The organism is Corynebacterium sp. ACRPZ, assembly GCF_022346205.1.
Classification (GTDB): Bacteria; Actinomycetota; Actinomycetes; order Mycobacteriales; family Mycobacteriaceae; genus Corynebacterium; species Corynebacterium lehmanniae.
This window is the reverse complement of sequence record NZ_JAKRMR010000011.1, coordinates 14,679-41,608: the sequence shown is the minus strand read 5'-3', so window position 1 is coordinate 41,608 and position 26,930 is coordinate 14,679. Positions and strand designations below refer to the sequence as shown.

General features: G+C 63.3%; 16 protein-coding genes. 1 reads left to right on the top strand and 15 read right to left on the bottom strand.

The window, feature by feature from the left end:
* Nucleotides 1-2: 2 nt before the first annotated feature.
* The 15 genes from MHX64_RS08470 to groL all read right to left on the bottom strand — a co-directional run bounded on the left by MHX64_RS08470 (nucleotide 3) and on the right by groL (nucleotide 25,075).
* A complete protein-coding gene (locus MHX64_RS08470) occupies nucleotides 3-512 on the bottom strand; it encodes a hypothetical protein (RefSeq protein ID WP_239357104.1) in 510 nt (169 codons plus the stop codon).
* Between the two features lie 72 nt (nucleotides 513-584).
* Nucleotides 585-2,255, bottom strand: coding sequence for a metallophosphoesterase (locus MHX64_RS08465; RefSeq protein ID WP_239406329.1), 1,671 nt, complete (start codon nucleotides 2,253-2,255; stop codon nucleotides 585-587).
* 94 nt (nucleotides 2,256-2,349) lie between these two features.
* Nucleotides 2,350-5,385: a hypothetical protein gene (locus MHX64_RS08460; RefSeq protein ID WP_239357610.1), complete on the bottom strand. Its 3,036-nt coding sequence runs from the start codon at nucleotides 5,383-5,385 to the stop codon at nucleotides 2,350-2,352.
* A gap of 99 nt (nucleotides 5,386-5,484) precedes the next feature.
* Complete coding sequence (locus MHX64_RS08455) at nucleotides 5,485-6,408, bottom strand: prealbumin-like fold domain-containing protein (RefSeq protein WP_181889106.1); 924 nt, start codon at nucleotides 6,406-6,408, stop codon at nucleotides 5,485-5,487.
* Complete coding sequence (locus MHX64_RS08450; protein ID WP_239357608.1) at nucleotides 6,408-7,316, bottom strand: class C sortase; 909 nt, start codon at nucleotides 7,314-7,316, stop codon at nucleotides 6,408-6,410. Before MHX64_RS08450 ends, MHX64_RS08455 begins: the two co-directional genes overlap by 1 nt.
* Before the next feature lie 171 nt (nucleotides 7,317-7,487).
* Nucleotides 7,488-9,212, bottom strand: a complete 1,725-nt coding sequence (locus MHX64_RS08445; protein WP_239306333.1) for a SpaH/EbpB family LPXTG-anchored major pilin — start codon at nucleotides 9,210-9,212, stop codon at nucleotides 7,488-7,490.
* Between the two features lie 503 nt (nucleotides 9,213-9,715).
* A complete protein-coding gene (locus tag MHX64_RS08440) occupies nucleotides 9,716-11,497 on the bottom strand; it encodes a metallophosphoesterase (protein WP_239406328.1) in 1,782 nt (593 codons plus the stop codon).
* Nucleotides 11,498-11,557: 60 nt separating this feature from the next.
* A complete protein-coding gene (locus MHX64_RS08435) occupies nucleotides 11,558-12,421 on the bottom strand; it encodes a class C sortase (protein WP_239357482.1) in 864 nt (287 codons plus the stop codon).
* Nucleotides 12,402-13,823: a hypothetical protein gene (locus MHX64_RS08430; protein ID WP_239357483.1), complete on the bottom strand. Its 1,422-nt coding sequence runs from the start codon at nucleotides 13,821-13,823 to the stop codon at nucleotides 12,402-12,404. The genes MHX64_RS08435 and MHX64_RS08430 overlap by 20 nt, the downstream gene beginning before the upstream one ends.
* 116 nt (nucleotides 13,824-13,939) lie before the next feature.
* Nucleotides 13,940-15,445: a SpaH/EbpB family LPXTG-anchored major pilin gene (locus MHX64_RS08425; protein WP_239357484.1), complete on the bottom strand. Its 1,506-nt coding sequence runs from the start codon at nucleotides 15,443-15,445 to the stop codon at nucleotides 13,940-13,942.
* A 110-nt stretch (nucleotides 15,446-15,555) separates the two neighbouring features.
* Nucleotides 15,556-21,393, bottom strand: a complete 5,838-nt coding sequence (locus tag MHX64_RS08420; protein ID WP_239357485.1) for a DUF5979 domain-containing protein — start codon at nucleotides 21,391-21,393, stop codon at nucleotides 15,556-15,558.
* A gap of 304 nt (nucleotides 21,394-21,697) precedes the next feature.
* The gene (gene ppk2 / locus MHX64_RS08415; RefSeq protein ID WP_194560662.1) at nucleotides 21,698-22,597 is read right to left on the bottom strand and encodes a polyphosphate kinase 2; all 900 of its coding nucleotides are present in this window, start codon (nucleotides 22,595-22,597) and stop codon (nucleotides 21,698-21,700) included.
* Between the two features lie 106 nt (nucleotides 22,598-22,703).
* Nucleotides 22,704-22,853 (bottom strand): hypothetical protein, encoded by a 150-nt coding sequence (locus tag MHX64_RS08410; RefSeq protein WP_239306327.1) that lies wholly within the window; start codon nucleotides 22,851-22,853, stop codon nucleotides 22,704-22,706.
* A gap of 45 nt (nucleotides 22,854-22,898) precedes the next feature.
* The gene (locus tag MHX64_RS11995) at nucleotides 22,899-23,027 is read right to left on the bottom strand and encodes a hypothetical protein (RefSeq protein WP_255711455.1); all 129 of its coding nucleotides are present in this window, start codon (nucleotides 23,025-23,027) and stop codon (nucleotides 22,899-22,901) included.
* A gap of 410 nt (nucleotides 23,028-23,437) precedes the next feature.
* A complete protein-coding gene (groL, locus tag MHX64_RS08405) occupies nucleotides 23,438-25,075 on the bottom strand; it encodes a chaperonin GroEL (RefSeq protein ID WP_239357486.1) in 1,638 nt (545 codons plus the stop codon).
* Between the two features lie 442 nt (nucleotides 25,076-25,517).
* Here groL and MHX64_RS08400 point away from each other — a divergent pair, with 442 nt between their 5' ends.
* Nucleotides 25,518-26,873 carry a dipeptidase gene (locus MHX64_RS08400; protein ID WP_239357487.1) on the top strand — a complete coding sequence of 452 codons (1,356 nt, stop codon included), beginning with the start codon at nucleotides 25,518-25,520 and terminating at the stop codon, nucleotides 26,871-26,873.
* Nucleotides 26,874-26,930 lie beyond the last annotated feature (57 nt).

Here is a 26,930-nt window from a genome sequence, read left to right as displayed (position 1 = left end):
GTTCACGTCCGAGCAATATAACTCGCAACCAGGCTAGCCGGGGCAAGAGACCGAACTGGCCGACCGTTTTCGTCGGGCCTGAAGTACTCGTCTCGAAGCTCACTTAATTCCACATAACGGCTCTCCGCGAATACCTCGCCATTCGGCTTCGAATCTGCGTCGATGACGGTTAACAGTGGCCGGTCCACGTTCTCCGCAAGAACATCGAGCACGCAGAACAGGCGGTAGTGCACGCCGTCGATCCTCGCCCTCACCTCATACATCCCAGTGCAGGTGCCATGCATTGCTTCCCACTTACCACCACCAGCGAACTTTTTCGGAGGAGCCTCTGCTACAGCAGCGAGGACAGGTAAGAGCTTCCTCGCTGCTTTATTTGGCCACGCGGCAAAGGTTTCAAGAGACGGCACTGCACCATCATCAGGACGCATGAAGAACTCAACCGAGTGCGATGCGTCGGACGAAAGCCGCGGTGTAGCCCTTTCGCGCGATTTCAACCGTTTACGTTTCCCCACCATTCCCCCTTGATGTTGGGGCAAACTTTAACAAACGCTGCGTCGACGCGCAGCCGAGTGTTCCCCTCAGCGCTACCGGAGCCCCGGGAGCAACCCGCGCAGCTGGTCGCCAAACTGCGAGGCGATGAACGCGAAGGCCCCACCAAGCGCCGCGACGATGCCGATGACCAGGGCGGCTTTCGCGCCAGCAGAGGATCCCTCCGCCGAAACGGAATCAGCATCTGTCTCCGGGGTGGGCTCTGCCGGGGGCTGTACCGGAGGCGTCGATAGGCGGTGCTGCTTTGCAAAGTCCTGGTACTTGATCATCTTCGCCTCGCCGTCGGGGTTGGCCAGGCCATGGCCGTCCTTGAAGTCCCAGGCCTCGACGCGGATGCGGTCGTCGTAGACCTTCACGCGCAGGCCGGTGGCGGCCTTGTCGTCCACGATCTCCTCGTCGTGGTCGCCGTCCGGCAGGTACTCGTTCAAGATCGCGCCGGTGTTAACCACGGGGAAGCCGATGGCGCCTTGCGGGGTGCCGTCGTAACGCCTGGTGCCCCACCAGTTGTTCTGCTTCAGCGAGGAGTGCGAGTGGCTGGTGAACGCGACGATGTCGTTGTACTTGGACAGCACATCCGAGATTGCCTGCTCGTCCTCGAAATCGTTCTGGTACCAGGCGGAATGGCTCATCGACACCGTCCCAGGCAGCAGCGGGTGCGTGAACACCAGCGCGGTCACGCCCTGCTTATCCCAGTGCGCGAGGCGCTGGTCCAGCCACTTCAGCTGCTCGGCGGAGATGCGCTGAAACGGCTCCTTACCGTCGCGGTCGACGTCCGAGTAGTACTCCGTGTTAATGCTGATCAGCGGGGTGCCGTCCACCACCACCTCGTTCCACGGCTTGTCCTGCCCGGAGTATTTGAGGAAGCGCTGCATGTGCACCTCCGAGGATTCCTTGCCGTACATCTCGTGGTTGCCAATGGTCCACAGCTCCACACCCGAATCATGCGGGACCTCCTTGCGCGCGGCGAGAAACTTGTCCCACTGCTCCTGGCTGCCGTTATCCACCAAGTCGCCGTTGATCACCAGCGCGCTCGCCTTCTCCGGCATAGCGTTGAGGCGCCGGACGGCCAGCTTGAAGTCCTCCGGGTCGTCCTGCGTATCGGAGATGACGTCGATGACGGTGTTCGGCTTCTCCGCGGCCTGGGTAAACGGCGCGCGCACCGCGACGTTGTCCACTGCCCACCAGTAGTCGTCGTTGCCCCCGAGGTAGCTAAACGTCACCTGCATTGTCTTCGCACCTTCCGGCACGTCGAGCTCGAAGTACTCGTGGGAGGAGTAGCGATCGCTAGTTAGCCTATCGACGACCTCCGGTTTCCCACCATCGAAACCCACCGCAACCAGCGCGGTTTGCCCCTTCTTGCCCTGCCGGTAGTGCTGGTCGAACTCGAGGGCGACCTTGCTCTGGCCGGCGATGTCGATCGGCTCGGTGGTCATGCGCGCGTCCATGGAGTCGCGCTCGGCAAGGCGCTGCTGCTTCGAATCGATGATGGCGAACTGGTCGTGCCCCTGGGTGAAAAAGTGGCGCTCGTCGGTGCCGGCGGCCCAGGTCCAGTGGCGCACATCCGAGACGGTCCAGCCGTTCCAGCGGGCCTCTCCGGAAGTCACCCCGTCGACGTCCTGCGACCAGCCGTCCGGCAGATCGTGCGTGAAGTGGGCGGGGTTGTCCACCCCGTCGAAGCTCTGGAAATAAGTGAAGCGGGGCGCCACAGGAAGACGGCGCCAATCGATTGAACCCGAGCACGACAGAAGGCGCAACGAGCTGCTCGCCATGTGGGCACTGGGTTTGAATACTGTCGGTGGGTTACGTCAGGCGCGCTAGAGAGTTTCTCCTTGCCACAATCGCACCGATCAACAGGAGAATCGCGCCGAATAGCGCGTGAGCGCCGACCCCGTGCCCGCCCGTGGCAGGGAGATTTCCTTGCCTAACGTTGGCAAGTTCCATCGATGCTGAAAGTCCGTCAATCTTCACTGAAGGGACCGCGATCGGTGGAGTAGACGACCAGGATTCAATGCCGTTCCTGTCCTCGAGAAACTCGACGGATTTACCATCCTCCGCTGCACTAATGCGGAAGACTATGGGCGCGGTCAGAAGGCTATACCTAGAGCCGTCGGCGGCTAACGGGGATCGGGTCTCGAACAGACGGTAAATCCTTCCGATCTCCAACCCATCCACTGCCTTATAGATTCCTGAAGCACTGTCTTCGAAAATAAATACATTGGGGTCGGATTGCCACGTTGAGCGGTCCCAATTCATTTCGTTTTCATCTAGAACTCCATTATTGTCGGCTGTAACGTCAAACAGCACAAACTCCGCACCGTTTAAAGGCACTTGACCTCCGCCTGAATCGACTTTCTTGATTTCAAAAGCGACCTTTTCAGGTTCCGGCTTAGGGCAAGCTGCTTCCGAAGAGTTGTTCCCCGGGTTCGAATCCTTGTCGTTATTCACAATTTCCGCGAGATTCGGGCCACATTTGCCCGTCGTTGAGTTTGCTCGCACGTACAGCCTCAACCACGCATTTGGCTGCATTTCCGGCAAACCGATCTGGAATACGTAGCCTTCGCCTGCATACTTTCTGTAAGATTTCGGGTTTCTGATGTTTTGGCTTTGCCCTTCGGACGCCGCCGTTCCGACCAGGCCAAACGTTCCCGGCTCGTACACCTCGGGTAGGTTCTCGATGAGTGTAGATCCCGAATTGTATGTGCGACCATTTCTAACCTCAATACGCCAAATGTCGCTGTACTTTTCAGCGTCCGGCAGGTTACTCAATTGCGCGTAATCTTGAGCCGTCTCTGGGTCATCTGGTGAAAGTCGCACTTTCCTCACAGACAGATCGCTTTCAGGCGTGGGGTACTGCAGGCCGTTACTTGCCGCATCAGTGTTATACGAAAATGGGGCTTCATCGAGAAGCTGTTCGACTCGGATAACCGGATTATCGGGGTACTGAATACTAATCTGAACGGTTTTGACGGAGCTGTTGCTTTTTCCACCCACACCGAAACCTAGATTACCGTTTCCGTATGTCCAAGCTTTTCCCCAGGTGGTTTGAACCTTAAGTTTCTCTCCATTGAGAGCCTCTGCACGCTCACCCTTCACTTCATAGTAATCAATTTCACCTGTATCTAGATTGATTCGCTCCATAACGGGAACCCCGTTAGGAAGGCTAAGTCCGGGTTTGGCGTTGTACGCGCCCGTACTGACTAGACCCCAGGCATAATTTGGCGCGGATGCAAGCTGGGCATAGTCCTCGGAAAGGGCTAGCACTGCATTGCCATTGTTGGTCATCTTTTCCACCGGGGGTAGCCCCGTAGAAAATTTCTGGTTGTCGGGCAGGGCGACTCTGTAGAGCTGTCTAGTACCCGAAGTTGCGGAGTTTGATACGTACAGATAGCCGTTATAGATGACACCGGAGTTCAGAAGTTCTGCGTCGTTATTCTTGGTCGCGCCTTCATTCGGAAGAGTCACTCCGGTCAAGGGACCTAGATTGGTCACTGCACCCGACAGCGGGTTGATTTGAAGAAGGTGTGCAGCGGGGAAGCAATCTTTGTCGGCTCCCCGGTACTGACTGACCGCATAAAGCCAGTTATCCGCGGGGTTATAGGCCAGCGCGTTGTAGATCCACTCGCTCTTACCCAACTGCTGGAATTTATCGGATCCCTGCTTCTCAAGGTTTAGTACAGTTCGGACCATTTTCCCACGATCAGTTGTCCCTCCGTTAGCATCTTCCGACGTAGAAACGTAGATGCGAGTTCCCGCCTGCTCCTCGGGCGTCAACGTTCGAGCTGGTTTCGGGTCGTTCACGAAACTTTCTGCAGGGCACTTGTAGTACACTTGGTTGCCCCACATTCGTACATCGTAGGTCCCCTTTCCAGGTCCTGAAAGATCGAGTTGCACAACGTCCCCGGAGCTCAACACGACGTCTTCATAGTTAGGCACCAACTCAAACTCAGTCTCGTACGACTTGTTGGCAGAGTTAAGACGCCTGAAATCTAAATTGGCCTTATCAAGCGTTCGGGAATAGATAAGCTTTCCATCCCTGACGACACTCATCCGGAGAGGGCCAGCAATGTCAACGGTGTCTGAATTATCTTTCTTCTTGCTCACCCTTACCCTGGTTATTCTGTAATTTCGCGTACTTTCATCAATGGTGAACTCGAGATGCGGATTCGAATTCGGGAAAGTCACTTGCAGATTCTCGACGTCAAGCGAAGAGTCCGAATAGCCGCTAACGCTCGCACGCGCCATCCCCGCGCCCTCCGGATTCACGGTGGCGGCGGCTTGGTCGATGCGTCCGTACCCGGTCTCCGAAAGTTCGCGTGCCGTCGGAACCTCATCCGGTTCCGCAATCGCGTACTCGCCGGCCTCGGTGGTTTCGACCTCGATCTCGAGCTTCATCGGCGGAATCGTCCAGAAGGCGTCCTCGTCGATGCCGATGACGTCGAAGCCCTCGCCGTTGACGTAGCCGAAGTACTGCGGGTCCAGCTCCTCGCCGTCAGCGACAACCTTCACAATGCGGGTGATATCGCCGTCGCCAATGCGCTTCACACCCCAGATGTACTCGTCAGACGCCTTGCGCCCGGAGTCCCACGGGTTGTCGTCGGTGTCGCGGATGGTGATGTGGTCAACATCGCCGTCGCGCTCGACCGTCACAGAGTTCGGCTCGACCACGACCGGCTTAGGCGCCTCGGAAGACGCTTGAGCAGAAGTAGGCGTCTCCGCCGTAGTCGTCGTGGAAGCTACGGTCTCGGCCGTCGCACTCGTCGTGGTTTCGGCGCTGGTCTCCTGCGCGTCCACCGGGTACGAACCCAGACCAGCGGCAAGCGCCACGGAGGCAACCACGGCAGCGATGCCACGGAGCGAGCGACGCGTGCGCGAGCTAGCAGTTCGCGCTGCAGGCTTCAAGATGTTTCGCATAATCGTTTTCCTAAATCCGCTGTCTTACCGTGATTGCTCTTCGTTTTTGCTGCCTCGGGCCAGGAAGAACCCGACCAGGATCAGCAGGCCGCCCAGGCCCGCCGCCCACAGGACATTCGCGCCGGTGTAGGCCAGGTCGCCGCTGCGTTCCTTATCCGCCGGCGGCTGCGTCACCGTGGTGACAGAACCGTTCGGCTGGGTGGTCACGTACGTCGACGGCCGGGTGGTGATCACCGTGGTCGAGCCGTTAGGCATGGTGGAGGTGATCGTGGACTCGACCGGGGTGAACTCCGTGGTGCGCTCTGTGGAGGTCTCGGTGGTCTTCTCCGTGGTGTTCTCGGTCGTGCGCTCCGTCGTCGTCGACGTCGATGGTGACGGCGTCGGGGTAGAGGTCGGCGGCTCGCCACCGTCGCTGCCGTCCCACTTGGTCACCACCACGTTCTCATACTTGAACTGGGTGCCACGCACGTCACCGAGCGGGAGGATGATCAGCTGTGGGCTGGACACGTGGTACTCGTGCCCGTCGTCCGGGGCGTCTTCCTCCAGCAGGTAAAGCCCGGGCTTCAGGTTGTCGAAGCCGGCTGCACCCTTCTCGCTCGTCTGCGTGGTGGCGATTGGGGTGAGGCCTTTGGCTTTAGCGTCGTCAAGCGAAAGCTTCTTGGCACCCGCGCGCCCTTCATCCGTGGTGACATCCACGCCCTTGACCAACGACAACTTGAACGTCGCACCGGCGATGGCCGGCGGCTTCTCCCCTGCCGGCACATCGTCGTACGGGTTCGTCGCTGCTTTCTTCACCACCAACGAGATCGGCTGGGTGGTGTCCACGCTCGCTGCGGGGATGTCGCGGTCGTTGCCGCTGATCACCTTCGCATCGGCAGCGGGGCCGAAGAACCCGCACGCAAGGACTGACGCCGCGCCGAGCGCCGCCACAAACTTCGAAGTGCGCATTAGGACAGAACCTCTCTAGTCATGGCGTCCTTGCGGTCGCTTTTCTTCTTCTCGCGGATGATCCACCAGATCAGCGCCAGCAGGACAGCGAGCGCCACGGCGCCGAGCACCCACATCCACCACTGGACGGTGGAGGTGGACTCGTCGAGCACCTTGGCTTCGTCCGGATCCAGCGGCACGCGCTCGGCGTGCACCAGCAGACGGTGGGTGTTGATGCCGTACGGGGTGCAGGTGACCAGCGTGAGCAGGTCGCGGCCCGCTTCCGCGCGTAGGCTGTCGGTCTCGTCCGGCAGTACGACCTCGGTCTTGTACACCTGGTACTTCAGACGCTTGCCAAAGGTGGACACGTAAATGGCGTCGCCTTCCTTGACGTCCACGAGGTCGTCGAAAAGCGTTGCCGTAGTCAGCCCGGTGTGGCCGGTGATCACCGAGTGGAAACCCTCGCCGCCGGTGGGCAGCGCCGAGCCGTACAGGTGGCCGAGGCCCTTCTGCAGCGTGTTGTCGCTGGTGCCGTGGTAGACGGGCAGGCGCACGTCAATGGACGGAATCGCCAGCTGCGACATCGCGGACACACCCGCGAGGTGACGCTCGTACTCCTTGTACTCGGCGTTGTCCTCGCTGATGCGCGCCAGCCACGGATCCAGGATCGGGCCATCGGTGTGCGTGCGGTTGTACTCCACCGCCGCGTCGTACGCCCGGTTCACCTGCTCCGGCGGCGCGACCGACAGCTGATCCTCGTACTGTTTGGCCACCTGCTCTTGCACGCGGTTGTTCCACTGCGTGGAAATCACCGGGTACATGAGCACAAGTAGCCCGACAAGAATGATGAGGACAGGCAGGCCGACACGCTGGAAAAAGGACTTCTGCGCCGGCTGTTGCCGGTGCTTCGCCTTCACTGCGGTAGTCACCTGTCGTGTCCTCTCTGTGGGGCCGTCGCCTATCGACGACCTCCGGTTTCAAACTGGGGCAGGAATTTTTCGCCCTCCTGCCGGCGGGCGTGCGCGCCCCGGTTGTTTCGCCGGGGCGCTTCCCGGCCTAGCGTTTGTTATCAGCCGCTAGACCTAGGTCCGCGCTTTCGCTTATGCGGACTGGGAGTTGCGACGTGCCGCGTAGACACCGCCGCCGATGATGGTCAGACCAGCCAGGGCCATGATCAGCACACCCATGCCACCGGTGTTCGGCAGGAACGGGACGCTGTTCTTGAGGTTGTTCACCGCAACGCCGTTCGCAATCTTGTCGCCAGCAGCCTCGAAGTTCGCGGACTTCGCGTTGGTGGTGGTGAGGAAGTTCGCCGGCTGACGGCCGTTCTTGGTCTCGCGCGTCAGCTCGAGCGGGTAGACAGCATCCTTGTCGAAGGTGTATCCGGCCGGCGCGGCGGTCTCACGCAGGCAGTACTTGCCCGGGTTTTCAACCACAGCGTCGTCGGCGTAGTCGGTGACGTGCAGGCCCTCGAAGGTGAGGGTGCCGTTTTCATCGGTTTCGCCATTGGCGATTGCGTCGCCGTCAATTGCGGTGCCTTCAGCGTTGCACTTGCCCACCTCGAACTTCGCTCCCGCGAGCGCGGTGCGCTTGCCGTCTTCCTCACCGGTCTTGAACACCTGGATGTTGCCGAAGTAGGAAACGACCTTGTCGTTCGGGGTCTCGTTCGGCGGGGTGTCGCCCGGCGGGGTGTTCGGCGGGGTCTCCGGCGGAACCTCGGAGAAGTTGCTGTCGTCGGTGGAGTGACGGAAGTACTCGCGAACGGAGTTCTCCACTTTCTGGTCGGCGTTCGCGCCATCGAGCAGGTCCGCGGTCACGGTTGCGATCACGCGGTCGCCCGGCTTGAGCACGGACGGATCCACACCGACGAAGAAACCAGCGTTCGCGCCATCGGCGAGGTTCTCGTCCGCGACGGAGGCGTAGCCCTCATCCGCGCCAACAGCGAAATCGGTGCCCTTGGTCAGGTCCTTCTCGGCACCGTCGACGCTGATGACCTTGACCGCCAGGTTCTCGTAGTCCGGCTTGATCTCGGTGTTGTTGTAAGCATCGCGCAGGCCGAACCAGTCGAGCTTCTTGCCCTCCTGGGCGGACGGAACGATACCGGTGAGGGTGTAAGTCACCTGATCCTCGTTGAGGACGTGCTTGCCCTCATCTTCAACTGCCTTCTCAACGCGTGCGAAGGAGTTCTTCGGATACACGTTGACGTTTGAGATCCAGCCGTCACCAGCCGGGTTGGTCATCGGCAGGAACACGATGAACGGGTCGGCCGGGACGAGAGTCTCCGTACCGTTCGACTCGTAGCCAGCCTCGGCCGGGCGTGCATTCTCCCACTCGGTCTCGGTGACGAGGTATACGCCAGCAGGCAGGTTAGAGAAGGTTGCCTGGCCGTTGCTGTCGGTAGCGATCTTTTGAGCGGTGAACCCGGTATCCTTGGTGATCTCCGGCTTCTCTGCGACGCCGGCCTTGTTGTATTCCTGGGTCAGCTTCGCCAGACGGTTGAACTCCGCCTGGTCGCGGATGTCGCCCTGGAGCTTCTCCACCTGGAACTTCGCGCCCTGAAGCGCCTCGCCGGAAATGCCGTCGTCAGCCTGGCCGGTGCCGATGCGCAGCTCGGTCGGGTTGTAGCGTTTGTTAACCACGAGGGAGAAGTTGTCACCCTCCGGAATGGTGGAGGATGCGGCGAGCTGCTCGGTCGCACGCGGCGTCGGTGCAACGGTGTTAGTGGTCTGCGCCAGCGCGTCCTGCGCGGCGATACCAGCGGAGCCGGCGAAAGTCAGGCCCGCGGCGATGGCGATCGCGGCGGTCTTCTTGATGGCAATTGCCATGGAAAATCCTTTCGGAGAATCGAAATTCGCTGGGCCCGAGTAGCGGTCAGCGATGGGAGGTTGAGCTGGGAGACGACAAACTCGTCCACGCCACCTCTGGGCCCAGCTTGGGCGCCAACGCTGACCATAACGGAACCGTAAATCGGTGTCCATACTCGCTTCACGCGAGCTGTCAAAACCGTAAAGCGCTGAGAAACATCAGGTCAGGTATACCTACGCTCGAAAGGGTGTTAGCCCAATGTTACTTCGCGTCTACCTCTAGGTTTTTCCCACACTTGCCAGCTGTACTGCCGTAATCAGGAAGCATGAATGCGTCAAAAAGTGAGGTTCTCTCAGTAATCAGAGTCCGAAGGGGGTACAGCACGGGGGTGCACCGCTATCAGCGGGTTAACCACCCATCCGATCAATGTCCCTGGGCACAATCGACAGGGGCATGCCTGCGGCCGCTGCCCCGCCCGAAATGTGACTTGCAAGATGCCGTTTATCGCCGTCGGGCCAGTGGATCAGCGGATCAGCTCCAAAGGCACTGCCGGCAGGCCGAGGCCACCCAATACTTCATGCACACGCGGCGCAAGCACCGCAAACGCCCCGCCAATCGCGGCGAGAATGCCAATAGCTACCGCGATCTTCTCGCCGGTGGAGGAACCGCCAGCGGTATCCGTGGGCGTATCCGGGTTGGGCTTGGCCGGGGCGTCGACCGCGGGCGCCGCCACGCGCTTTTGCTTGGAAAAGTCCTGGTACTTAATCATCTTCGCCTCGCCGTTGGGGTTGGCCAGGCCATGGCCGTCCTTGAAGTCCCAGGCCTCGACGCGGATGCGGTCGTCGTAGACCTTCACGCGCAGGCCGGTGGCGGCCTTGTCGTCCACGATCTCCTCGTCGTGGTCGCCGTCCGGCAGGTACTCGTTCAAGATCGCGCCGGTGTTAACCACGGGGAAGCCGATGGCGCCTTGCGGGGTGCCGTCGTAACGCCTGGTGCCCCACCAGTTGTTCTGCTTCAGCGAGGAGTGCGAGTGGCTGGTGAACGCGACGATGTCGTTGTACTTCGACAGCACATCCGAGATTGCCTGCTCATCCTCGAAATCGTTCTGGTACCAGGCGGAATGGCTCATCGACACCGTCCCAGGCAGCAGCGGGTGCGTGAACACCAGCGCGGTCACGCCCTGCGCGTCCCAGTGCGCGAGGCGCTCGTCCAGCCACTTCAGCTGCTCGGCGGAGATGCGCTGGAACGGCTCCTTGCCTCCGCGGTCGATGTCGGAGTAGTACTCCGTGTTAATGCTGATCAGCGGGGTGCCGTCCACCACCACCTCGTTCCACGGCTTGTCCTGCCCGGAGTATTTGAGGAAGCGCTGCATGTGCACCTCCGAGGATTCCTTGCCGTACATCTCGTGGTTGCCAATGGTCCACAGCTCCACACCCGAATCATGCGGGACCTCCTTGCGCGCGGCGAGGAACTTGTCCCACTGCTCCTGGCTGCCGTTATCCACCAAGTCGCCGTTGATCACCAGCGCGCTCGCCTTCTCCGGCATAGCGTTGAGGCGCCGGACGGCCAGCTTGAAGTCCTCCGGGTCGTCCTGCGTATCGGAGATGACGTCGATGACGGTGTTCGGCTTCTCCGCGGCCTGGGTAAACGGCGCGCGCACCGCGACGTTGTCCACTGCCCACCAGTAGTCGTCGTTGCCCCCGAGGTAGCTAAACGTCACCTGCATTGTCTTCGCACCTTCCGGCACGTCGAGCTCGAAGTACTCGTGGGAGGAGTAGCGATCGCTAGTTAGCCTATCGACGACCTCCGGTTTCCCACCATCGAAACCCACCGCAACCAGCGCGGTTTGCCCCTTCTTGCCCTGCCGGTAGTGCTGGTCGAACTCGAGCGCGACCTTGCTCTGGCCGGCGATGTCGATCGGCTCGGTGGTCATGCGCGCGTCCATGGAGTCGCGCTCGGCAAGGCGCTGCTGCTTCGAATCGATGATGGCGAACTGGTCGTGCCCCTGGGTGAAAAAGTGGCGCTCGTCGGTGCCGGCGGCCCAGGTCCAGTGGCGCACATCCGAGACGGTCCAGCCGTTCCAGCGGGCCTCTCCGGAAGTCACCCCGTCGACGTCCTGCGACCAGCCTTCCGGCAGATCGTGCGTGAAGTGGGCGGGGTTGTCCACCCCGTCGAAGCTTTCGAAGTACAGGTACGAGCGGGTGGATTCGGGGAACGCCTCCGGCTGGACGGCGTCGGCGGGAACGGCGGTGGTGGCGGTGAAAACGGCAGCGGTGGTGGCGGCGAGTGCGCGGCGGGACATCATGCGTCAAAAAGTAGCGCCATCTGAGAGGTCCCGCAGTGCGAACTCGAACCGCGCTGCTGCCTAGCTACCGATCGGGCCGCGTCCGCGCCGCTTCTTCCGCCGGTCCCGCCAGCGTTTCCACAGGATCAGCAGGAGCACCAGTAGGATGAGCACGAGCACCGCGATCATCCACCAGGACCATACGAAGGCGTCCACGGTCGGCTCAGGGGTGCCCGGGTCCAGGGGCGCGCGCTCGGCGTGCACCAACAGACGGTCCGTGTTCAGCCCGTACGGGGTACAGGTGATCAGTGTGATCTTGTCGTTGCCCGGCTCGTAGGTCACTGCGTCGTAGTCGTCGGGCTTGACCACGTCGCGCGAGGTCATGCGGTAGCGCAGCCGCTCACCCATGACGTCGATGAAGATGTCGTCGCCAGGCTTGAGCATGGGCAGCTGGTCAAACATCGCCGCATTCACCATGCCGGTGTGCGCGGAGATCACCGCGTTGGTGCCGTCGCCGCCGACGGGCAGGGTGGAGCCGTACATGTGGCCGGCGCCGTCGTAAAGCACGTCCGGCCTGGTGGTGTGGTACACGGGCAGGTCCACGTTGATGCGCGGGATACGCACGCGCGCCATCACGTGGTAGCTCTCCGGCAGGGTCAGCTGGGACATGTAGTCGTCGAAGCCGGGGTCCTCGTCACGCGGGGCGCGCGCGTGGGGGCCAGCAGCCAGCAACCGGTCGTTGTACTCGTGTGCGCGGGCGAGCTCGCGGGCCTTGGTGTCGTCGCTGAGCTCCTGCACCGCGCCCGCGTACTCTTCGTTCTGCTTGATCTGCCGGTACTGCGCGGACAGCGTGGACGCGATCGGGTACAGCAACAGCAACGCCCCCAAGATCAGCACGATCCAGGAGAAAAGATTGCTGCGGCGCTTACTCTTCTTCGTCGTCATTGCGCCTGCGCAGAATCAGTCCGAGGATGATCAACAGCACCGCCACGCCAGTGATGCCGATGACGCCCGCGCCGGTGGATGCGAGGTTGCCGACACGCTCGCCTATCGACGGCGTCCCGTCCCCCTCACCTTCCCTCACCACGGTTTCAGTCACAGTGGCCGTGGAACCGTCCGCCCGCGTGGTCTCTCGAGTGACCACCTCGGTGACGGTGGCGTCGGAGGGGGCCGCGCTGGTCTGAGTTGCGGTTTCGGTCTCGGTTTCGGTGCTTCGCTGGTCGCTGTCGGTGGCGGTGGTCGTTGCGGCGGCAGCGTCGAAGCACCTGGCGCGCTGGACCACGTTGATGTGGTTGACGTGCTCGACGGTGACAGGCGCGCGGGTGGCGTCCATGCCGTCTGCCGTTAGCGTCGCGGCGGCTGCGAGGTCCCCGAGCGTGGCGTTGCGTACCGGTCCACTGCCCCAGGGCTTCTTCTCGTTCGCCTTCGCCGGCACCCAAGTTTCCACCGTGGTGGCGGGGTCCGCCGACTTCGCGCGGGCGAGCTTAGCCAGGCCCGCGCTGGTGAGCGTGAAGGTCGCCTCGTCGTTGCCCTGCTGTTGCTCGTTGTAGTCCTCGCCGCGTTTCAGCTCGGTGCTCTTACCCGCGCCGTGAATGGTCAGACGCGGGGCTTGGAGCTTGTTTACCGGCTGGTCCTTGCGCGCCGCGCCAGGCATCTGCTTGGAGGTGGTCGCCGCCGCTGCGTCGAAGTGCAGCACGTGGTCGCCTCGCGCCACCACGCTGCGCGGACCGCCGTTGTCCCACTGCACGGTGTGGCCGCGCGAAAACTCCAAGGTCAGCGCGTACTGGTTCAACGTGCCGTCGGTGGAGAGGTTCGGCACGGTGGAGACGAAATCGTACTCCACGTAGGTGCCCGGCGCTGCGGCATCTTTCCATTCCGGGGTGTTGCACGCCGTCAGCGGGCCCACGCTGATCCCCAGTTCTTGTGCCTTCGGGGCCACCACCTGCGCCGGCTTGTCAGGGGTCACCGCCACCACGAATGGGGCGTAGGACACGCGCGCGTCATGCGTGCCGGGGTTGTCCGCCACCCGCACCAGGTACACGCCGGTGCCAAGGCCCGTGAATGTGGCGGTGCCATCTTCCGACGCTTTGGTGTCCACCTTGCGCAGGCGGTCGGGGTGGTCGCGTGCGATCGCCGGGATGTCCAGGGATTGGAGGGTTTCGGGGGTGGGCCGGAGGTCGTCGATAAGCAAGAGCTCGACGTCGCGGTCCCCGATGCGCGCGAACCAGTCCGCGCCGACGCTTTCGCGGAGATCGACCCGGAGGTCGGCGGCGGATGCGGCGGGCGCGCAGGCAAGGAAGGCAGCGGCGAGCGCGACGGCAAGCCTGGGTGCCCTGCGTGAGTGCATGGTGTCCTTCCTTGTCGTGGTGGGGGCTTGCGTGGGCCACAGATGGTGAATGGCAGATGGTGAAAATGCGCCTTCGCCGGGCATATTCACCATCGGTGTTTCACCATCTGCGCGGTTTAAGCGTTGCGGCGGCTCAGCTGGTACGCAGCGCCACCACCGAACAGCACGAGGCCGAGCGCGAGGATGTAGAGCATGGTGCGCTCACCGGTCGCGGGCAGGCGGCCCCAGATGTTGTCCGTCACGTCGTTGGTGGTCACGGTGTACACCGGACGACCGTTCACATCTTTGCCCTTGACGAGCTTCTGCGGCTCCGGGTTGAGCAGGAAGCCCTCAGGCGCCTTGGTTTCCACGGCGCAGTACTCGGTCTCCGGGTCGAACTGGAGCGCAAACGCAGTCACGGACGCCGGGGTGGAGTCGTCGCCGCCGACAGTGGTGAAGGTGTTGCCGGCCTGGGAGTTACCGGCCTCGTTCGCAGCGTTGAGCGCCACGGCATCATTAGAGACCTTGCCGTCTTGGCAAGGCACAACCTGGAACTCGGCACCGGCGCCGGTCTTCTCGTTGTCCTTGTTCTTGTCGTTGACGGTCTTGGAGAACACCACGTTCACGTACTGGGTCTTCGTGTCGTTCTTCTCTTTGTTTTCGTCGGAGTTCGACTTGTTGCCGTCGATGATGTCCCGCTCCGGCACGGACTTGATCGACCCATCGCGGTTGGGCACATACACCTCGGCGGTGTTGACCACGGTGCCGTTCGCAGGGATCGTCTTCACGGTGGCGCCGAAGACAACCTGGACCTGCAGCTCCGGGTTGTCCTTGCGCAGGTTCGCCAACTTCGTGCGGCCAGCGTCAGTGAACTTCACCACGAGGCGGTTGTTTTCGTAGGTGACGGTGTAGTCACCCTCGGCCAGGGTTTCAGTGCTGTTCAGGAGGGTGACCTCGGCGGAGCCGTCGTTAAGTGTGAATGCCGCGGGCACCTGGTCTTCGATGCGGTAATCGGAGATGGTGCGAGATCCGTCCTGCAGCACGTCACCGGCCGGGACCGGGGCCTTGACGGTGTAGGTGACGGTGTCGCCGACGTTCTTGTTGGTGTCGGAGACGGCCTTGGTCGGGTTGATCAGCTGGTTCTTCGGCTCGATCGTCGGGTTGTAGTTGATCGTGCCGTCCTCCTCCGTCAGCGGGAGGGTGACCAGGAAGGGTGCGGCGACGGTGTAGTCGCCGTTGGTCATTTCGGTGACGCGGTACAGGCCGACCTTGAGGTTGTCGAATTTGACGGTGCCGTCGGAACCGGTGGCCTTGGTGCCGATGGTCTCATCAACGGTCGCGGCAGTGGCGCCGCCTTCGACGATCTCGTTGGCCTCTTCCCAGCCCTTTGCGGTGTTCAGGCCGTTGGTCATCTTGATGCGCTCGACCTTGAACTCGGTGCCGGAGATGGCTTTCTGGTCCTGGCCCGGGGTGTTGTCCTGCTTGGAAATGGTCAGGCTCACCGGCTTCGACGCATCGATAGCGTTGTTGGCTTGCTGCGCGATGGCAACCGGCGCGAGGTCCGGGGCGACGGCGAGCGGGGTGGCGGTTGCGAACGCGGCCGCGGCGGCCAGCGCGAAGGTCTTCTTGGTCAGGTTCGACATGGTTCAGAATCCTCTTCTGGGAGTGGGTGGGTGTGTGGAGTTGGTTTTCGGAATTACGTGTGCCGGTTTAGGAAAGCCCGTACACCGTCCGCTTGTAGCGGGCGAATTTTCTACATCTCAACGAGCTCACCGCCTTCCGCGCGCTCGTCGCGGCGGCTCACCCGCCATGCGCCCCAGCCGAACAGCACCAGGCCGAGCAGCAGGAACAGCACCAGGGTCTGCTCACCGGTTTCGGGGAGCAGCATGCTTAGCGACGCCGAAGGTTTCAACGCCCCCTGCGCATCCTTCGCCGCCACCGTCTGGGTCGCGCCGCCAGCGTTCGCCGTGGCGGTGACGGTCACGGCGGCGTCGCCCTCGGCCGGGTAACGCCAGGTTTCGTCGGCGCTTGCCGGGATGGAGACGTTGAAGGTGCACGAGAAGTCCTCGCCGGCGGCTAGCTCGGTGGTCGGGCAGATGCTGCCCGGCACGGCGCCGTCGTCGCCGATGCGCGTAACCACCCCGCCGCGGGTGACGTCGAGGCCGGCGAGCGACGGGTCCGTCACCGTGAAATCCTTCAGCGGGAATTCGCCGGTGTTGGTCACGGTGTAGGTCATCCGCATGGAGGTGGCGTCGTGGCGCAGCAGCGTGGTGCCGAAGGCGTCGCCGGTGAGCTGGCCCAGCGGAGTGCCGTCGATAAGCTTCTGCACCTTCAGCCCGGGGAAGGTGTTCTTCGCGGTGAGCGACCAGCGGTCGCCGGAGCGGGCGAGGTCTGTCGGGTCGGAAACCGGCTGCGCGGTGAACAGCACCGAATCGGTGTCGCCCTCGAGCGGGGTGACCAATTCGCCGTTGGACACCACCTGGAACACGGACGCGGCGTCGGGGTTGCCGTCGTCGACCTCGTCCACGGCGCAGTCGCTGTCCACCGGCACGTCCGCGATGGTGTGCGTCTCGCCGGCGTGCAGCTGGAACTCTTCGCTCTGTGCCGAGCACGACTGGTGGAACGTGAACGTGCCGGAGCTCGGGCCGGCGGCGGTCTTGGTAAATGCGACGTCGTAGTGGGCGCGCGGGTGGTAGATGTCCGCGCCGACGGTCAGCGCGGTCTCCGCCGACGGCAGGTTCGCCGCGGTGGAGAAGCTGTACGAGTACTGCTTGTCGGAGCCCTCGACCTTGTCTGCGGCGAGACCGGACAGCGAGCCGGTGGGCAGCGCGGGCGAACCGCTCCCCCACGTGGCGTACTGCGCCAGCGGGGTGCGTGCGCCGTCGGTCACCTCGAGCTGGCCGCGAGCGGCGAGCGCCGCGCTGCCGGCGAAGTCGAGAGTGCAGTTCGCCCCCACCGGCAGGTCCACGACCTGCCCGCCCGCCGGGGCTTCGAAACTGCGGGGCATCTCCGATCCGGACAGGGCGGTCAGCGGGAACTGCCTGGTCACGGCGGTCTGCGCGGGGTCGTCGCAACGCAGCTGCGCGGTGTAGCCCGCCTCATCCGCGCCGACGAGGTAGCCGGAGTTGAACACCGCCAGACGCACCGGGGTGGTGCGCCGCTCCACCTTGTTCACGAAGTGGAGGTCCGCAGGCGCGGTTTCGCCCGGGTTGGGGGCGTAGCCGCGCACGACCTTCTGCTCCGGGGCGATGGTCAGCGCCTCCGGCACGTTCGTCGCATCCTGCTCGTTGAATGTGCACAGCGATCCGGCTGGAACCTTCGCCTCGCCGGAGATAAACGTGCCGTCGGTGAAGTCGCCCTTGCGGATACTTGCAGGAATGACGTAGCCGTCTGCCGGGCGCAGCTTCTCCGGGATGAAGGACGTCTCGCCCACGGAGCTGGTTTGGTAGCCGATCGCCTTGCACTGCAGCGTGAAGTTGAACGTGTAGTCGTCCGGGATCTCGCTGAGGTTGCCCGCCGCGCCGGCGAGGTCCTTGCTCAGGCGCACCGTGGAGGTCTCGTACTCGTAGTGGTTGTCCAGGCGGACGTGGTTCTTCGCCGGGTCGTCCACGGTGAGGAACACCGGCGACGTGGTCGTGTCGTTGTCCAGCTTCTGGTCCGGGTAGGCGTTGCCGCCTTCGCGGTCCACAACCCAATCCACAAAGGCCGGGCGCAGGAACGCCTTCAGGTCGTCTTGCCCGTCGTTCATTGCCAAGGCGAGGGAGCCGAACTTGTCGCCGGTGAGTTGGCAGTCCGCGCCGACCGGCACGCCGTCAAACGTCGTGGAGCCCTCGCCCTTGATCGCGCCCGACTGCTGCTGGAGCACCGCGGTATCGCCCGTCTCCGGATCGCGGCAGACAAGACTAAACGCGTGGTTGTACAGCGATTCCTGCAGGTCCTTTCCCGCGTTGGCGTACTGCGCGCGGATCGCGTCGGTGGGCAAGATGGCGCGCTTGGTCAGTTCGATCGACGTCGTGCGGCGCTCATAGGTGTTGACGAACAGCAGCGTCACGCCCTTGGCGTCGTCCACGGTGAACTTCGCGGTGCCGCCGTCGGTGCGCGCGCCGTTGACGTCGATAGCTTTCCTCAGCGTGATGCCCACCGCCGTGGTGGTGTCGCCCTCCGTAATGGTGCAGGTCGAGCCGGCCGCGGCGCGGGTGCCGCCGGGAGCTTGGCCCTGCTGCACCGTCGTGGAAATGTTCGGTCCCGCGGTGCCGTCCGGGTTGGTGCACACCAGGTTGACCGGAAAGATGCGATTCGACTTGATCGCGCGGCGCGGCTCGGAGATGAGGTTGTTCGGGTCGTTGAAGACCACCTGCTTCGTACCGGCCACTGGTGCTTCGATGAAGTCGTACTCGTGGTGGACGTCCATCGTCGACTGCATGCCGATGACGAACTCGCCACCGTTGTCCACGGCGGTGATGTCCTCGGCGTCCGACGCGTAGAGGTACTCGGATGTCGCCTGGATCGGGTAGTCGCGCCCGTCCGCGGTGGTGCGGGTGGCGCTATCGCCGGTTTCCGTCAGCGTGCACGCCGTGCCCTGCGGCACCTGCGCGGCGGTAAACGCCCGTCTTTCTCCAGGCGCGAGGTCGAACGATTCGGTGAACCCGTTGTCGCAGTTCAGGGCATAGCTTAGCGACGACAACGCCAACGATTCGCGCCCACCCGTACGCAGACTCACGGTCAGGCCGTTGCCCGCGGGGCGGTACGTGTTGGTCACCGTGGCGGTGTTCTGCGCCGCGTCGACGCCGAGCTTCACGTCTTGCACGTCGGTGGAAAACAGGATGCCGCCGGCTACCTTCGGGGTCTCCTCGGCGAACGTGCAGGTGTTGCCGTACGGCACACCCATGGCGCCGTTCTGGTCGTTCGCGGCGGCGTCGTTGGCTGTCAGTGTGACCGTGCCGTCGGCGGCGACGGTGGCGCGGCCGGTCAGTTCCACCGCGCGCGACTGGCCCGCCACCGAGGTGGCGACGTTGCGCGAGCCACAGCGGAACGTAAAGGCGTACGACTGTGGCAGCGCGCCCTGCACCTGCGCGTCGACCACCTTGCGCAGCGAGACCGTCCCCAGCTTCGGGTCGAAGGTGTTCACCAGTGTCACTTGGTTGCGGTCCGTGCCGGAGACCACGCGGATCGTGGTCACAGGCTGCGTTTTCGCTTCCTCGTTGGTCAGTGTTGTCGCCTGGTCGCTCGCATCCGAGGCGCGCACCTTCGCCCCCTTGAACAGGGTGGTCGCGGTATCGCCCGGCAGGTCTTCCCAGACGGTGCAGGAGGCGGAGGCCGGGATGTCGTCGATACGCGCCTCGCCCTGGGAGCCGTTCAAGGTGGCGGTGCCCTCGGCGACGGTGCGTCCCTCCACCTGGCAGCGGTAGTGCACGGTGTAGCGCAACCGCTCCACGTCGGCGGCGCCGGCGGCTAGGCCGTTGACCTCGTTGCGGACGAACAACGGGAACGTCAGGTAGTCGTAGCTGGTGGTGAAGTGCAGTTCCGGGGTGGTGCCTTCACGCAGCGTGAAGTGGTAGGCGCCGGCTGCGTCCGGGGTTGCCGGTTGGCCCGCAAGCGTCGCGTCGCGGCTGATGAATTGGATGGTCTCGCGCTGCTTCTGCGTCAGGTCGGTCAGGGGCGCGATCGAGCAGTCGCGCTCGACCGGGATGCCGTCGAGCTTCGTGGCCGCCGAGGGTTTCGCGCTCGTGAGGTTCAGTTCAAACTCGCGCTTGACGTCCGTGCCCGCGCACACCAAGCGGAAGCGGTACGTGCCGCCGACTTTGCCGTCGGTAACCGGGTCGCCCACGATGGTCTTGCTGAAGTTGAGCGAACCGGCCCGGTACGAGTAGTTGTTGTTCGCACTCGCCGCGCCCACTGCCGTCGGGGCTGCGCCGGTGGTCGGCAGCACGACCGTCACAGGCGCCTTCGCGTCGCCTGCCACGCCTTTGTTCCACGACAGTTTCAGATCGGTGCCGGCTGGCGGCTGCGCCACACGCTCGGTGACGGTGCACGTGGTCCCCTGCGGCAGGTTGCCCACCGTGGAGATGGTGCCCGGCTCCACCACCGCGTCGCCTTCCAACTTGACGTCCGGGTACGCCTGCGCGAAGCCCTCCGGCGCACGGCACGCGTAGTGCAGGGTGTATTTCTGCAGCTTGATCTCGTCGAAACCCGCGGCGTTGCCGTCGACCGTCTTGCTCAAATCCAGCTTCGCCGGCTTGAACTTGGGTTCCCAACTCACGGTGCAGTTGAGTTTGTCGTTGTCCGGGCTATCCACTAGAAGCGTCGACGTCTCGCCCTGGTTAGTCAGCTTGTAGCTGGCCGGTACGGCGCCCGCGCGGATGGTCTCGGACGTCGCGCTGCCCCCGGAGGTGGTCAGCACGCACTTCCACACCGGGTTGTAGCGGTTCGGGGCATTGCTTAACGACGACCGAAACCCCAACGTATCCTCCGGCACACCGTTAACATCCAGCGACCGCATGAGTGTTGCCGTGCCGCCTTCGGTGACCTTGATCGGCGATTCTTTGCCGGTCGCATTGTTGCGGGAGAAGGCCTCGTAGTTCGCCGTGGCCTTCGACTCGGCGCCGAGGAAGTAGTTCTCGGCATCCTTATTCACCGTGGCCAGGGCATCCTTGTTGGCAAACTCGACACGGCTTAAGCCGATGCCGAGTGCGAACGCCTGCTGGCCAGATCCGCCGACGGAGCCGATAGCGATTTCCATCGACGACGGGCTGTTCACACCGACGATGAACCCGCCGTACGCTCTCGTCGACGCACGGTAGTCCGCGTCTTCCTGAACCCAGCAAATGAAATCGCGCTGCATCGACCCGGTTGTGCCCCACAGGCTGGCCTGCGGCTCAGCGCCGGGGCCGTAAATCGCCTTGCCGTTTTGCTTCGCGGTGCACGCGTCCTTGTAGCCGTCGGGGGTCAAACGCGTCGCAGGTGTCACTCCCTTGCTGTTCGGGCTGGTGTTGGATACGTCCAGGATCTCGCCCGGGGACGCGCCGGCGCCGGTGGATTCGGCGTCCGCCATGGCGAAGCGGTAGTTGCTCACGCGGTTGCCGGCGGCGTCGGTGATCGCGATGTTGCTGAAGGTGTAGCGGGCAAGGCCGCCACCGCGGATGGCGACGACATCGTTCGCCGTGGCCGAGCTCTGGCGCTCGAAGAAGCCGGTGCCGGTCTTACCAAATGCGGATTGATCCCACGGGGATTTCGTCGCCGCCTCTTTGACGGTCGTGCCCCTGGACTCGAGCTTCACGTCGAACTTCAGCGTGTAGTCGCCGACCTTTTTGGTTAGCGTCGCTGTGCCGCCATTCGTGGTCGGCAGGCCGGTCAGGTCGAGCCAGCAAATCTGGTTCGCCCAGTTCTCCGCCACCCCGGTGCCCGCGCGGAACGAGCAGTTGCCAAAATTCACGCCGTCGGCGGTGGCCGCGGTCGACTGTGCCTGCGCCTCCTGCGAGCCCGGGTACACCGTCGCGGCGACGGTAAGCACCGCCGCGAGTGCGAGCGCAGCCCACACCACCACCGCACGGCGTGCGCGGGTGGCAAAGGTGGGGCGGGCGCATTGAGTCATAGATCCTCGGCTCGACAGAATATAGATGACACACCACCTATCTGGTTGTGACGGCCAAATGTTACGCCCGGGAGCCCGAGAAATAAACAGATCTTTTCCCGGCCTAAAAGTTGGACATCCTTCTTACCTGCGGTTTTCACACAGGAATTACCCAGGCTTCCCCATATCCGCACGTCGCCCGCGGCCATGATGCCCGAACATGTTTCACTGCGAACCATCGGGGCGGTCGGTGATTTTCATCACGCCAAACGGCCACGACCCCCGGCACCGTGGGGTGCAGGGTGCGTCGCAAAGCGAAGCGCGTTTAGTCGCCGATCTGGTCGCGGCCGCGCTTCACAATCAGCGGATCTGGCTGGCCCACAACCTCGTGGTCCTTGTTCGTGTACTCGAACTTGGACAAGATGTAGCGCATCGCGTTGAGGCGGGCGCGCTTCTTGTCGTTGGACTTAATGGTGATCCACGGCGACTCGTCGGTGTCCGTGTAGCGGAACTGCTCCTCCTTGGCGCGGGTGTAGTCCTCCCACTTGTCCAGGGAGGCCAGGTCCATCGGGGAGAGCTTCCACTGGCGCACCGGGTCCACCTGGCGGATGGCGAAGCGGGTGCGCTGCTCCTTCTGGGTCACGGAGAACCAGAACTTGGTCAGGGAGATGCCGGAGCCGAGGATCATATTCTCCAGCATCGGCACCTCGCGCAGGAACTCGGCGTGCTGGGACTCGGTGCAGAAGCCCATGACGCGCTCCACGCCGGAGCGGTTGTACCAGGAGCGGTCGAAGAAGACGATCTCGCCGGCGGCCGGGAAGTGCTCGATGTAACGCTGGAAGTACCAGGAGGTGGACTCCCGCGGCGACGGCTTCTCCAGCGCCACGGTGCGCGCACCACGCGGGTTGAGGTGCTCGTTGAAGCGCTTGATCGTGCCGCCCTTGCCGGCGGCGTCACGGCCCTCGAAGAGGATGATGTGGCGCTGGCCGGTGTCCTTGGTCCAGTTCTGCCACTTCAGCAGCTCGATCTGCAGGGCGCGCTTTTCCTTCTCGTAGTCGTCGCGGGAAAGACGCTCGTCGTAGGGGTAGTTCTCGCGCCACGTCTGGATGGCGGTGCCGTCCGGCATGAGCAGGACCGGGTCGTCCTCGTCGGTGTCGTCCACAACCCAGCCCTCGGTCTGGGCGAGGTCGATCATCGGCAGTTCGTCGTCTTTGTTGTCAGCCATGTTCTTCAGTCTATTCGGCGCGGGCGCGGTGTGCCGGAGAAGTATGCGGGAATGCAAAAAGGCCCCGCCGCTTTGCGACGGGACCTTCGGCTAGTGCGCGTTACAGTTACGCGACCAAGCCGATCAGCTCAGCGATGTTGCCAGCCAGCTTGCCCAGCTCGCGAAGCAGGTCGAGCAGAGCGCCCGGAACCTGGGTGACGCCGTTGGCGCCGTTACCGGAGGAAAGTGCAACCCAGTTGGTCAGTGCGTTGTCCATGATGATTCTCCTTTAAAGAAAGTTTGTGTTGAGTGAGGTGAAGGCTTACGCGGAGACCTTGTCAGCGAAGTTCTTGATGGTCTTCGGGGTGTTCTGGAACAGATCAGCCAGGTTGGTGGCGAAGGTCTTGAAGGTCTTCAGCTGCTTCTGGATGAACTTGAGATCGAAAGGCATTGATTTCCCCTTTTCGATAGGTGCCAGTGTGTGTCTGGCAAATCTTGACAGGTACTGACACCCGGTGGGCGTCACAGGAGGAATTTTGCCACATCGACCAGCTACGTCAAGCGCATTCTCAAAATAGGATTTGCACCACACAGGCAGCTTTAAGCTGGTATGCGTTCACCGAAACGTAACCTTTTCGCGACCGGGCCGATAACCTGCCCTGACCGAAACCGGAAGGTGAACACCAATTGAATTGGTGGCAGAACGTGTAACTCATTCGGCCGCAAGGACGATCTGTACACGCCCAAAACTGCCGTCCGCCTGTGACGTTTTACACCAATACGGGGGTGGGGCGGAGCTGACGTCGATAAGCAGGAAAAAAGCGCGCCCCGAAGGACGCGCTTTCATCGGCTAAGACTGATTTACATCATGCCCATAGCTTCCGGGTCCATGCCCGGGTTTGCGCCAGCCGGCTCCGGCTTATCAGCCACGACAGCCTCGGTGGTGAGGAACAGCGCGGCGATGGACGCGGCGTTCTGGAGCGCAGAACGGGTCACCTTCGCCGGGTCGGCGATGCCGCTGGCGAGCATGTCCACGTACTCGCCGGTGGCGGCGTTGAGACCTTCGCCGTCCGGAAGGTTGGCAACCTTGTCGGCCACCACGCCCGGCTCCAGGCCAGCGTTCAGCGCGATCTGCTTCAGCGGAGCGGACAGGGCCTCGCGGACGATCTTCACGCCGGTGGCCTCGTCGCCCTCCAGGCCGAGGTCGTCGGTGAGCTCGTTGGCGGCCTGCAGCAGAGCCACGCCGCCGCCGGCGACGATGCCCTCCTCAACGGCAGCCTTCGCGTTGCGCACAGCATCCTCGATGCGCAGCTTCTGCTCCTTTAGCTCCACCTCGGTGGCGGCGCCGACCTTGATCACCGCAACGCCGCCAGCCAGCTTGGCCAGGCGCTCCTGCAGCTTCTCGCGGTCGTAGTCGGAGTCGGAGTTGTCAATCTCGGCGCGGATCTGCTTCACGCGGCCGTCGATCTGCGCCTGGTCGCCAGCACCCTGGACGATGGTGGTCTCGTCCTTGGTCACCACAACCTTGCGGGCCTGGCCGAGCAGCTCGATGCCGGCGGTCTCCAGCGACAGGCCGACCTCCTCGGAGATGACCTGGCCGCCGGTGAGGATGGCCAGGTCCTGCAGCATGGCCTTGCGACGGTCGCCAAAGCCCGGAGCCTTCACAGCCACGGACTTGAAGGTGCCGCGGATCTTGTTCACCACGAGGGTGGACAGAGCCTCGCCCTCGACGTCCTCGGCGATGATCAGCAGCGGCTTGCCGGACTGCATGACCTGCTCCAGCACCGGAACGAGCTCCTTGACGTTGGAGATCTTGCCGGAAACCAGCAGGATGTACGGGTCCTCGAGCACTGCCTCGCCGCGCTCCATGTCGGTGGCGAAGTATGCGGAGATGAAGCCCTTATCAAAGCGCATACCCTCGGTAACTTCGAGGTCCACGCCGAAGGTGTTGGACTCCTCAACCGTGATCACGGATTCCTTGTTCACGGCGCCGTTGCCCACGGCGTACATCGCCTCCGCGATCTTCTTGCCGATCTCCGGGTCGGACGCGGAAATACCGGCGGTGGAGGCGATCTCCTCCTGGGTCTCAACTTCCTTGGCCTGGTCCAGCAGGTACTTGGACACCTTGTCGGTGGCGGCCTGGATGCCGCGCTTGATGCCCATCGGGTTGGAGCCAGCCGCGACGTTGCGCAGGCCCTCGCGCACGAGCGCCTGGGCGAGCACGGTAGCGGTGGTGGTGCCGTCGCCGGCGACGTCGTCGGTCTTCTTGGCAACTTCCTTGACCAGCTCGGCGCCGATCTTCTCGTACGGGTCCTCGAGGTCGATCTCCTTGGCGATGGTCACGCCGTCGTTGGTGATCGTCGGGGCGCCCCAAGACTTCTCCAGCACCACGTTGCGGCCCTTCGGGCCCAGCGTGACCTTCACGGCGTCAGCCAGGGTATTCAGGCCGTTTTCGAGGCTGCGGCGCGCTTCCTCGTCGAATGCAATCATCTTTGCCATGTGAGTGTGTCACTCCTTGTAAATAGGCGTACGTGGACGGTCACTCAGTTCGTCGGTGCAAGCAGGCGCCCGCGACGGCACGGCTGACGAGTGGTCTCAGCCTCACCCGCTTTTGTTCGTTTATTGGCACTCGGTTTGTGTGAGTGCCAGCCACATTTTTAGCACTCGACGGGGTTGAGTGCAAGGAGCGCAAGGGGGCGTGGTTGTGCCGGGGCAAGGATACTTACCCCAGGATGCTTACCGGTTCGAGGATGCTTACTGCAGGATGCTTACTTCTCGAGTAGCGCGGGCAGGCACGCCGAGGGTTACTCGGACAATAAGCATCCTTGGGTAAGCATCTAGCCGGGTAAGCATCCTGGGGTAAGCATTTAGCCGACCACACCGCCCACCACCGCCCCCGAAACCGCCAAACCGGCCCGGCCAACGCTGCTAGCGTGGTGCCATGACTGACAACGCAGCAAACGCCACGTACACCCCACAACGCGACCGCATCTTCAGCGACCTGTCCAAGCTGGTCTCTTTCAACTCGGTGCACTCCACGCCCGAGCTGGCGGACCAGCACGAGGATGCCTGCGCCTGGACGGTCAACGCCCTGGAGGATCTGGGTCTGGACGTGACTCGCTACCCGACGGTGGATGACGCTGACACGATCGTCGCCAAGCGGGAGCCCAAAAACGGCGCACCGACGGTGCTTTTGTACTCCCACTACGACGTGGTCCCCGCGAACAACCCGGACGCCTGGACGAACAGCCCGTTCGAGCTGACGGAGCGAAACGGCCGCTGGTACGGCCGCGGCGCCGCGGACTGCAAGGGCAACCTGGCCATGCACCTGGAGGCGCTGCGCCTGCTGGAGGAGAACGGCGGCACTGACCTGGGGCTGAAGGTCGTGGTCGAGGGCTCTGAAGAGCTCGGTGGCAAGGACGGCCTGGGCAAGCTCATCGTGGAAAAGCCGGAGGTGTTCGAGGCGGACGCGATCCTCATCGCGGACTCCGGCAACGTTGCCGCAGGCGTGCCTACGCTGACCACCTCGCTGCGCGGCGGCGCGCAGGTGAAGGTCACCGTGGAGACGCTGGCGAACCAGGTCCACTCCGGCAGCTTCGGCGGCGGAGCTCCGGACGCCGCGCACGCGCTGGTGGTCATCGCGAACTCGCTTTTCGACGAGCACGGCCGCACCACCATCGACGGCGTCGACACCACCACGAAATGGGACGGCGACGCTTACGACCGCGAGTCCTTCCGCGCCGACGCCACCGTGCTCGAGGGCGTGCAGCTGCTCGGCACCGCGGACGACGAGCCGGCCGACCTGGTGTGGGCGCGCCCGGCGGTGACCATGATCGGGTTCACCTCCACCCCGGTGGCCGAGGCGATGAACGCGGTGAACTCGCGGGCGGAGGCTCAGTTCAACCTGCGCGTGCCGGCCGGCCAGAGTGCCGCCGAGATCGCGCAGAAGATGGAGGAGCACATCAAGTCCCACACCCCGTGGGGCGCCAAGGTTGAGGTTGAGGTCAGTGGCGTCAACGAGCCCTTTGCGACGGATCCGTCGGCCGGCGCCGTCGCCGCGCTCGGCGAGTGCCTCAAGGAGGCCTACGGCGCCGACAAGCTGTCCGTGGTCGGCTCCGGAGGGTCCATCCCGCTGACCATCACGCTGCAGAACACCTTCCCGGACGCGGAGATCGCGCTCTACGGCGTGGAGGAGCCGATGTGTGGCATCCACGGCGTGGACGAGTCCGTGGATCCGACGGAGATCGAGCGCATCGCCGTGGCGGAGGCTGCTTTCTTGCAGCGTTTCGGCAAGTAGCATCAAAAATCGCTAGAGTGAATTTCTAACGGCCGCGCCACCGGTGTTGACGCCTAG

Excerpts from the sequence above, each read along its gene's own strand:
- MHX64_RS08455 (WP_181889106.1), bottom strand. The coding sequence starts at position 6,408 with ATGCGCACTTCGAAGTTTGTGGCGGCGCTCGGCGCGGCGTCAGTCCTT.
- MHX64_RS08445 (WP_239306333.1), bottom strand. The coding sequence starts at position 9,212 with ATGGCAATTGCCATCAAGAAGACCGCCGCGATCGCCATCGCCGCGGGC.
- MHX64_RS08440 (WP_239406328.1), bottom strand. The coding sequence starts at position 11,497 with ATGATGTCCCGCCGCGCACTCGCCGCCACCACCGCTGCCGTTTTCACC.
- MHX64_RS08435 (WP_239357482.1), bottom strand. The coding sequence starts at position 12,421 with ATGACGACGAAGAAGAGTAAGCGCCGCAGCAATCTTTTCTCCTGGATC.
- MHX64_RS08430 (WP_239357483.1), bottom strand. The coding sequence starts at position 13,823 with ATGCACTCACGCAGGGCACCCAGGCTTGCCGTCGCGCTCGCCGCTGCC.
- MHX64_RS08425 (WP_239357484.1), bottom strand. The coding sequence starts at position 15,445 with ATGTCGAACCTGACCAAGAAGACCTTCGCGCTGGCCGCCGCGGCCGCG.
- MHX64_RS08420 (WP_239357485.1), bottom strand. The coding sequence starts at position 21,393 with ATGACTCAATGCGCCCGCCCCACCTTTGCCACCCGCGCACGCCGTGCG.
- ppk2 (WP_194560662.1), bottom strand. The coding sequence starts at position 22,597 with ATGGCTGACAACAAAGACGACGAACTGCCGATGATCGACCTCGCCCAG.
- MHX64_RS08410 (WP_239306327.1), bottom strand. The coding sequence starts at position 22,853 with ATGGACAACGCACTGACCAACTGGGTTGCACTTTCCTCCGGTAACGGC.
- MHX64_RS11995 (WP_255711455.1), bottom strand. The coding sequence starts at position 23,027 with ATGCCTTTCGATCTCAAGTTCATCCAGAAGCAGCTGAAGACCTTCAAG.
- groL (WP_239357486.1), bottom strand. The coding sequence starts at position 25,075 with ATGGCAAAGATGATTGCATTCGACGAGGAAGCGCGCCGCAGCCTCGAA.
- MHX64_RS08400 (WP_239357487.1), top strand. The coding sequence starts at position 25,518 with ATGACTGACAACGCAGCAAACGCCACGTACACCCCACAACGCGACCGC.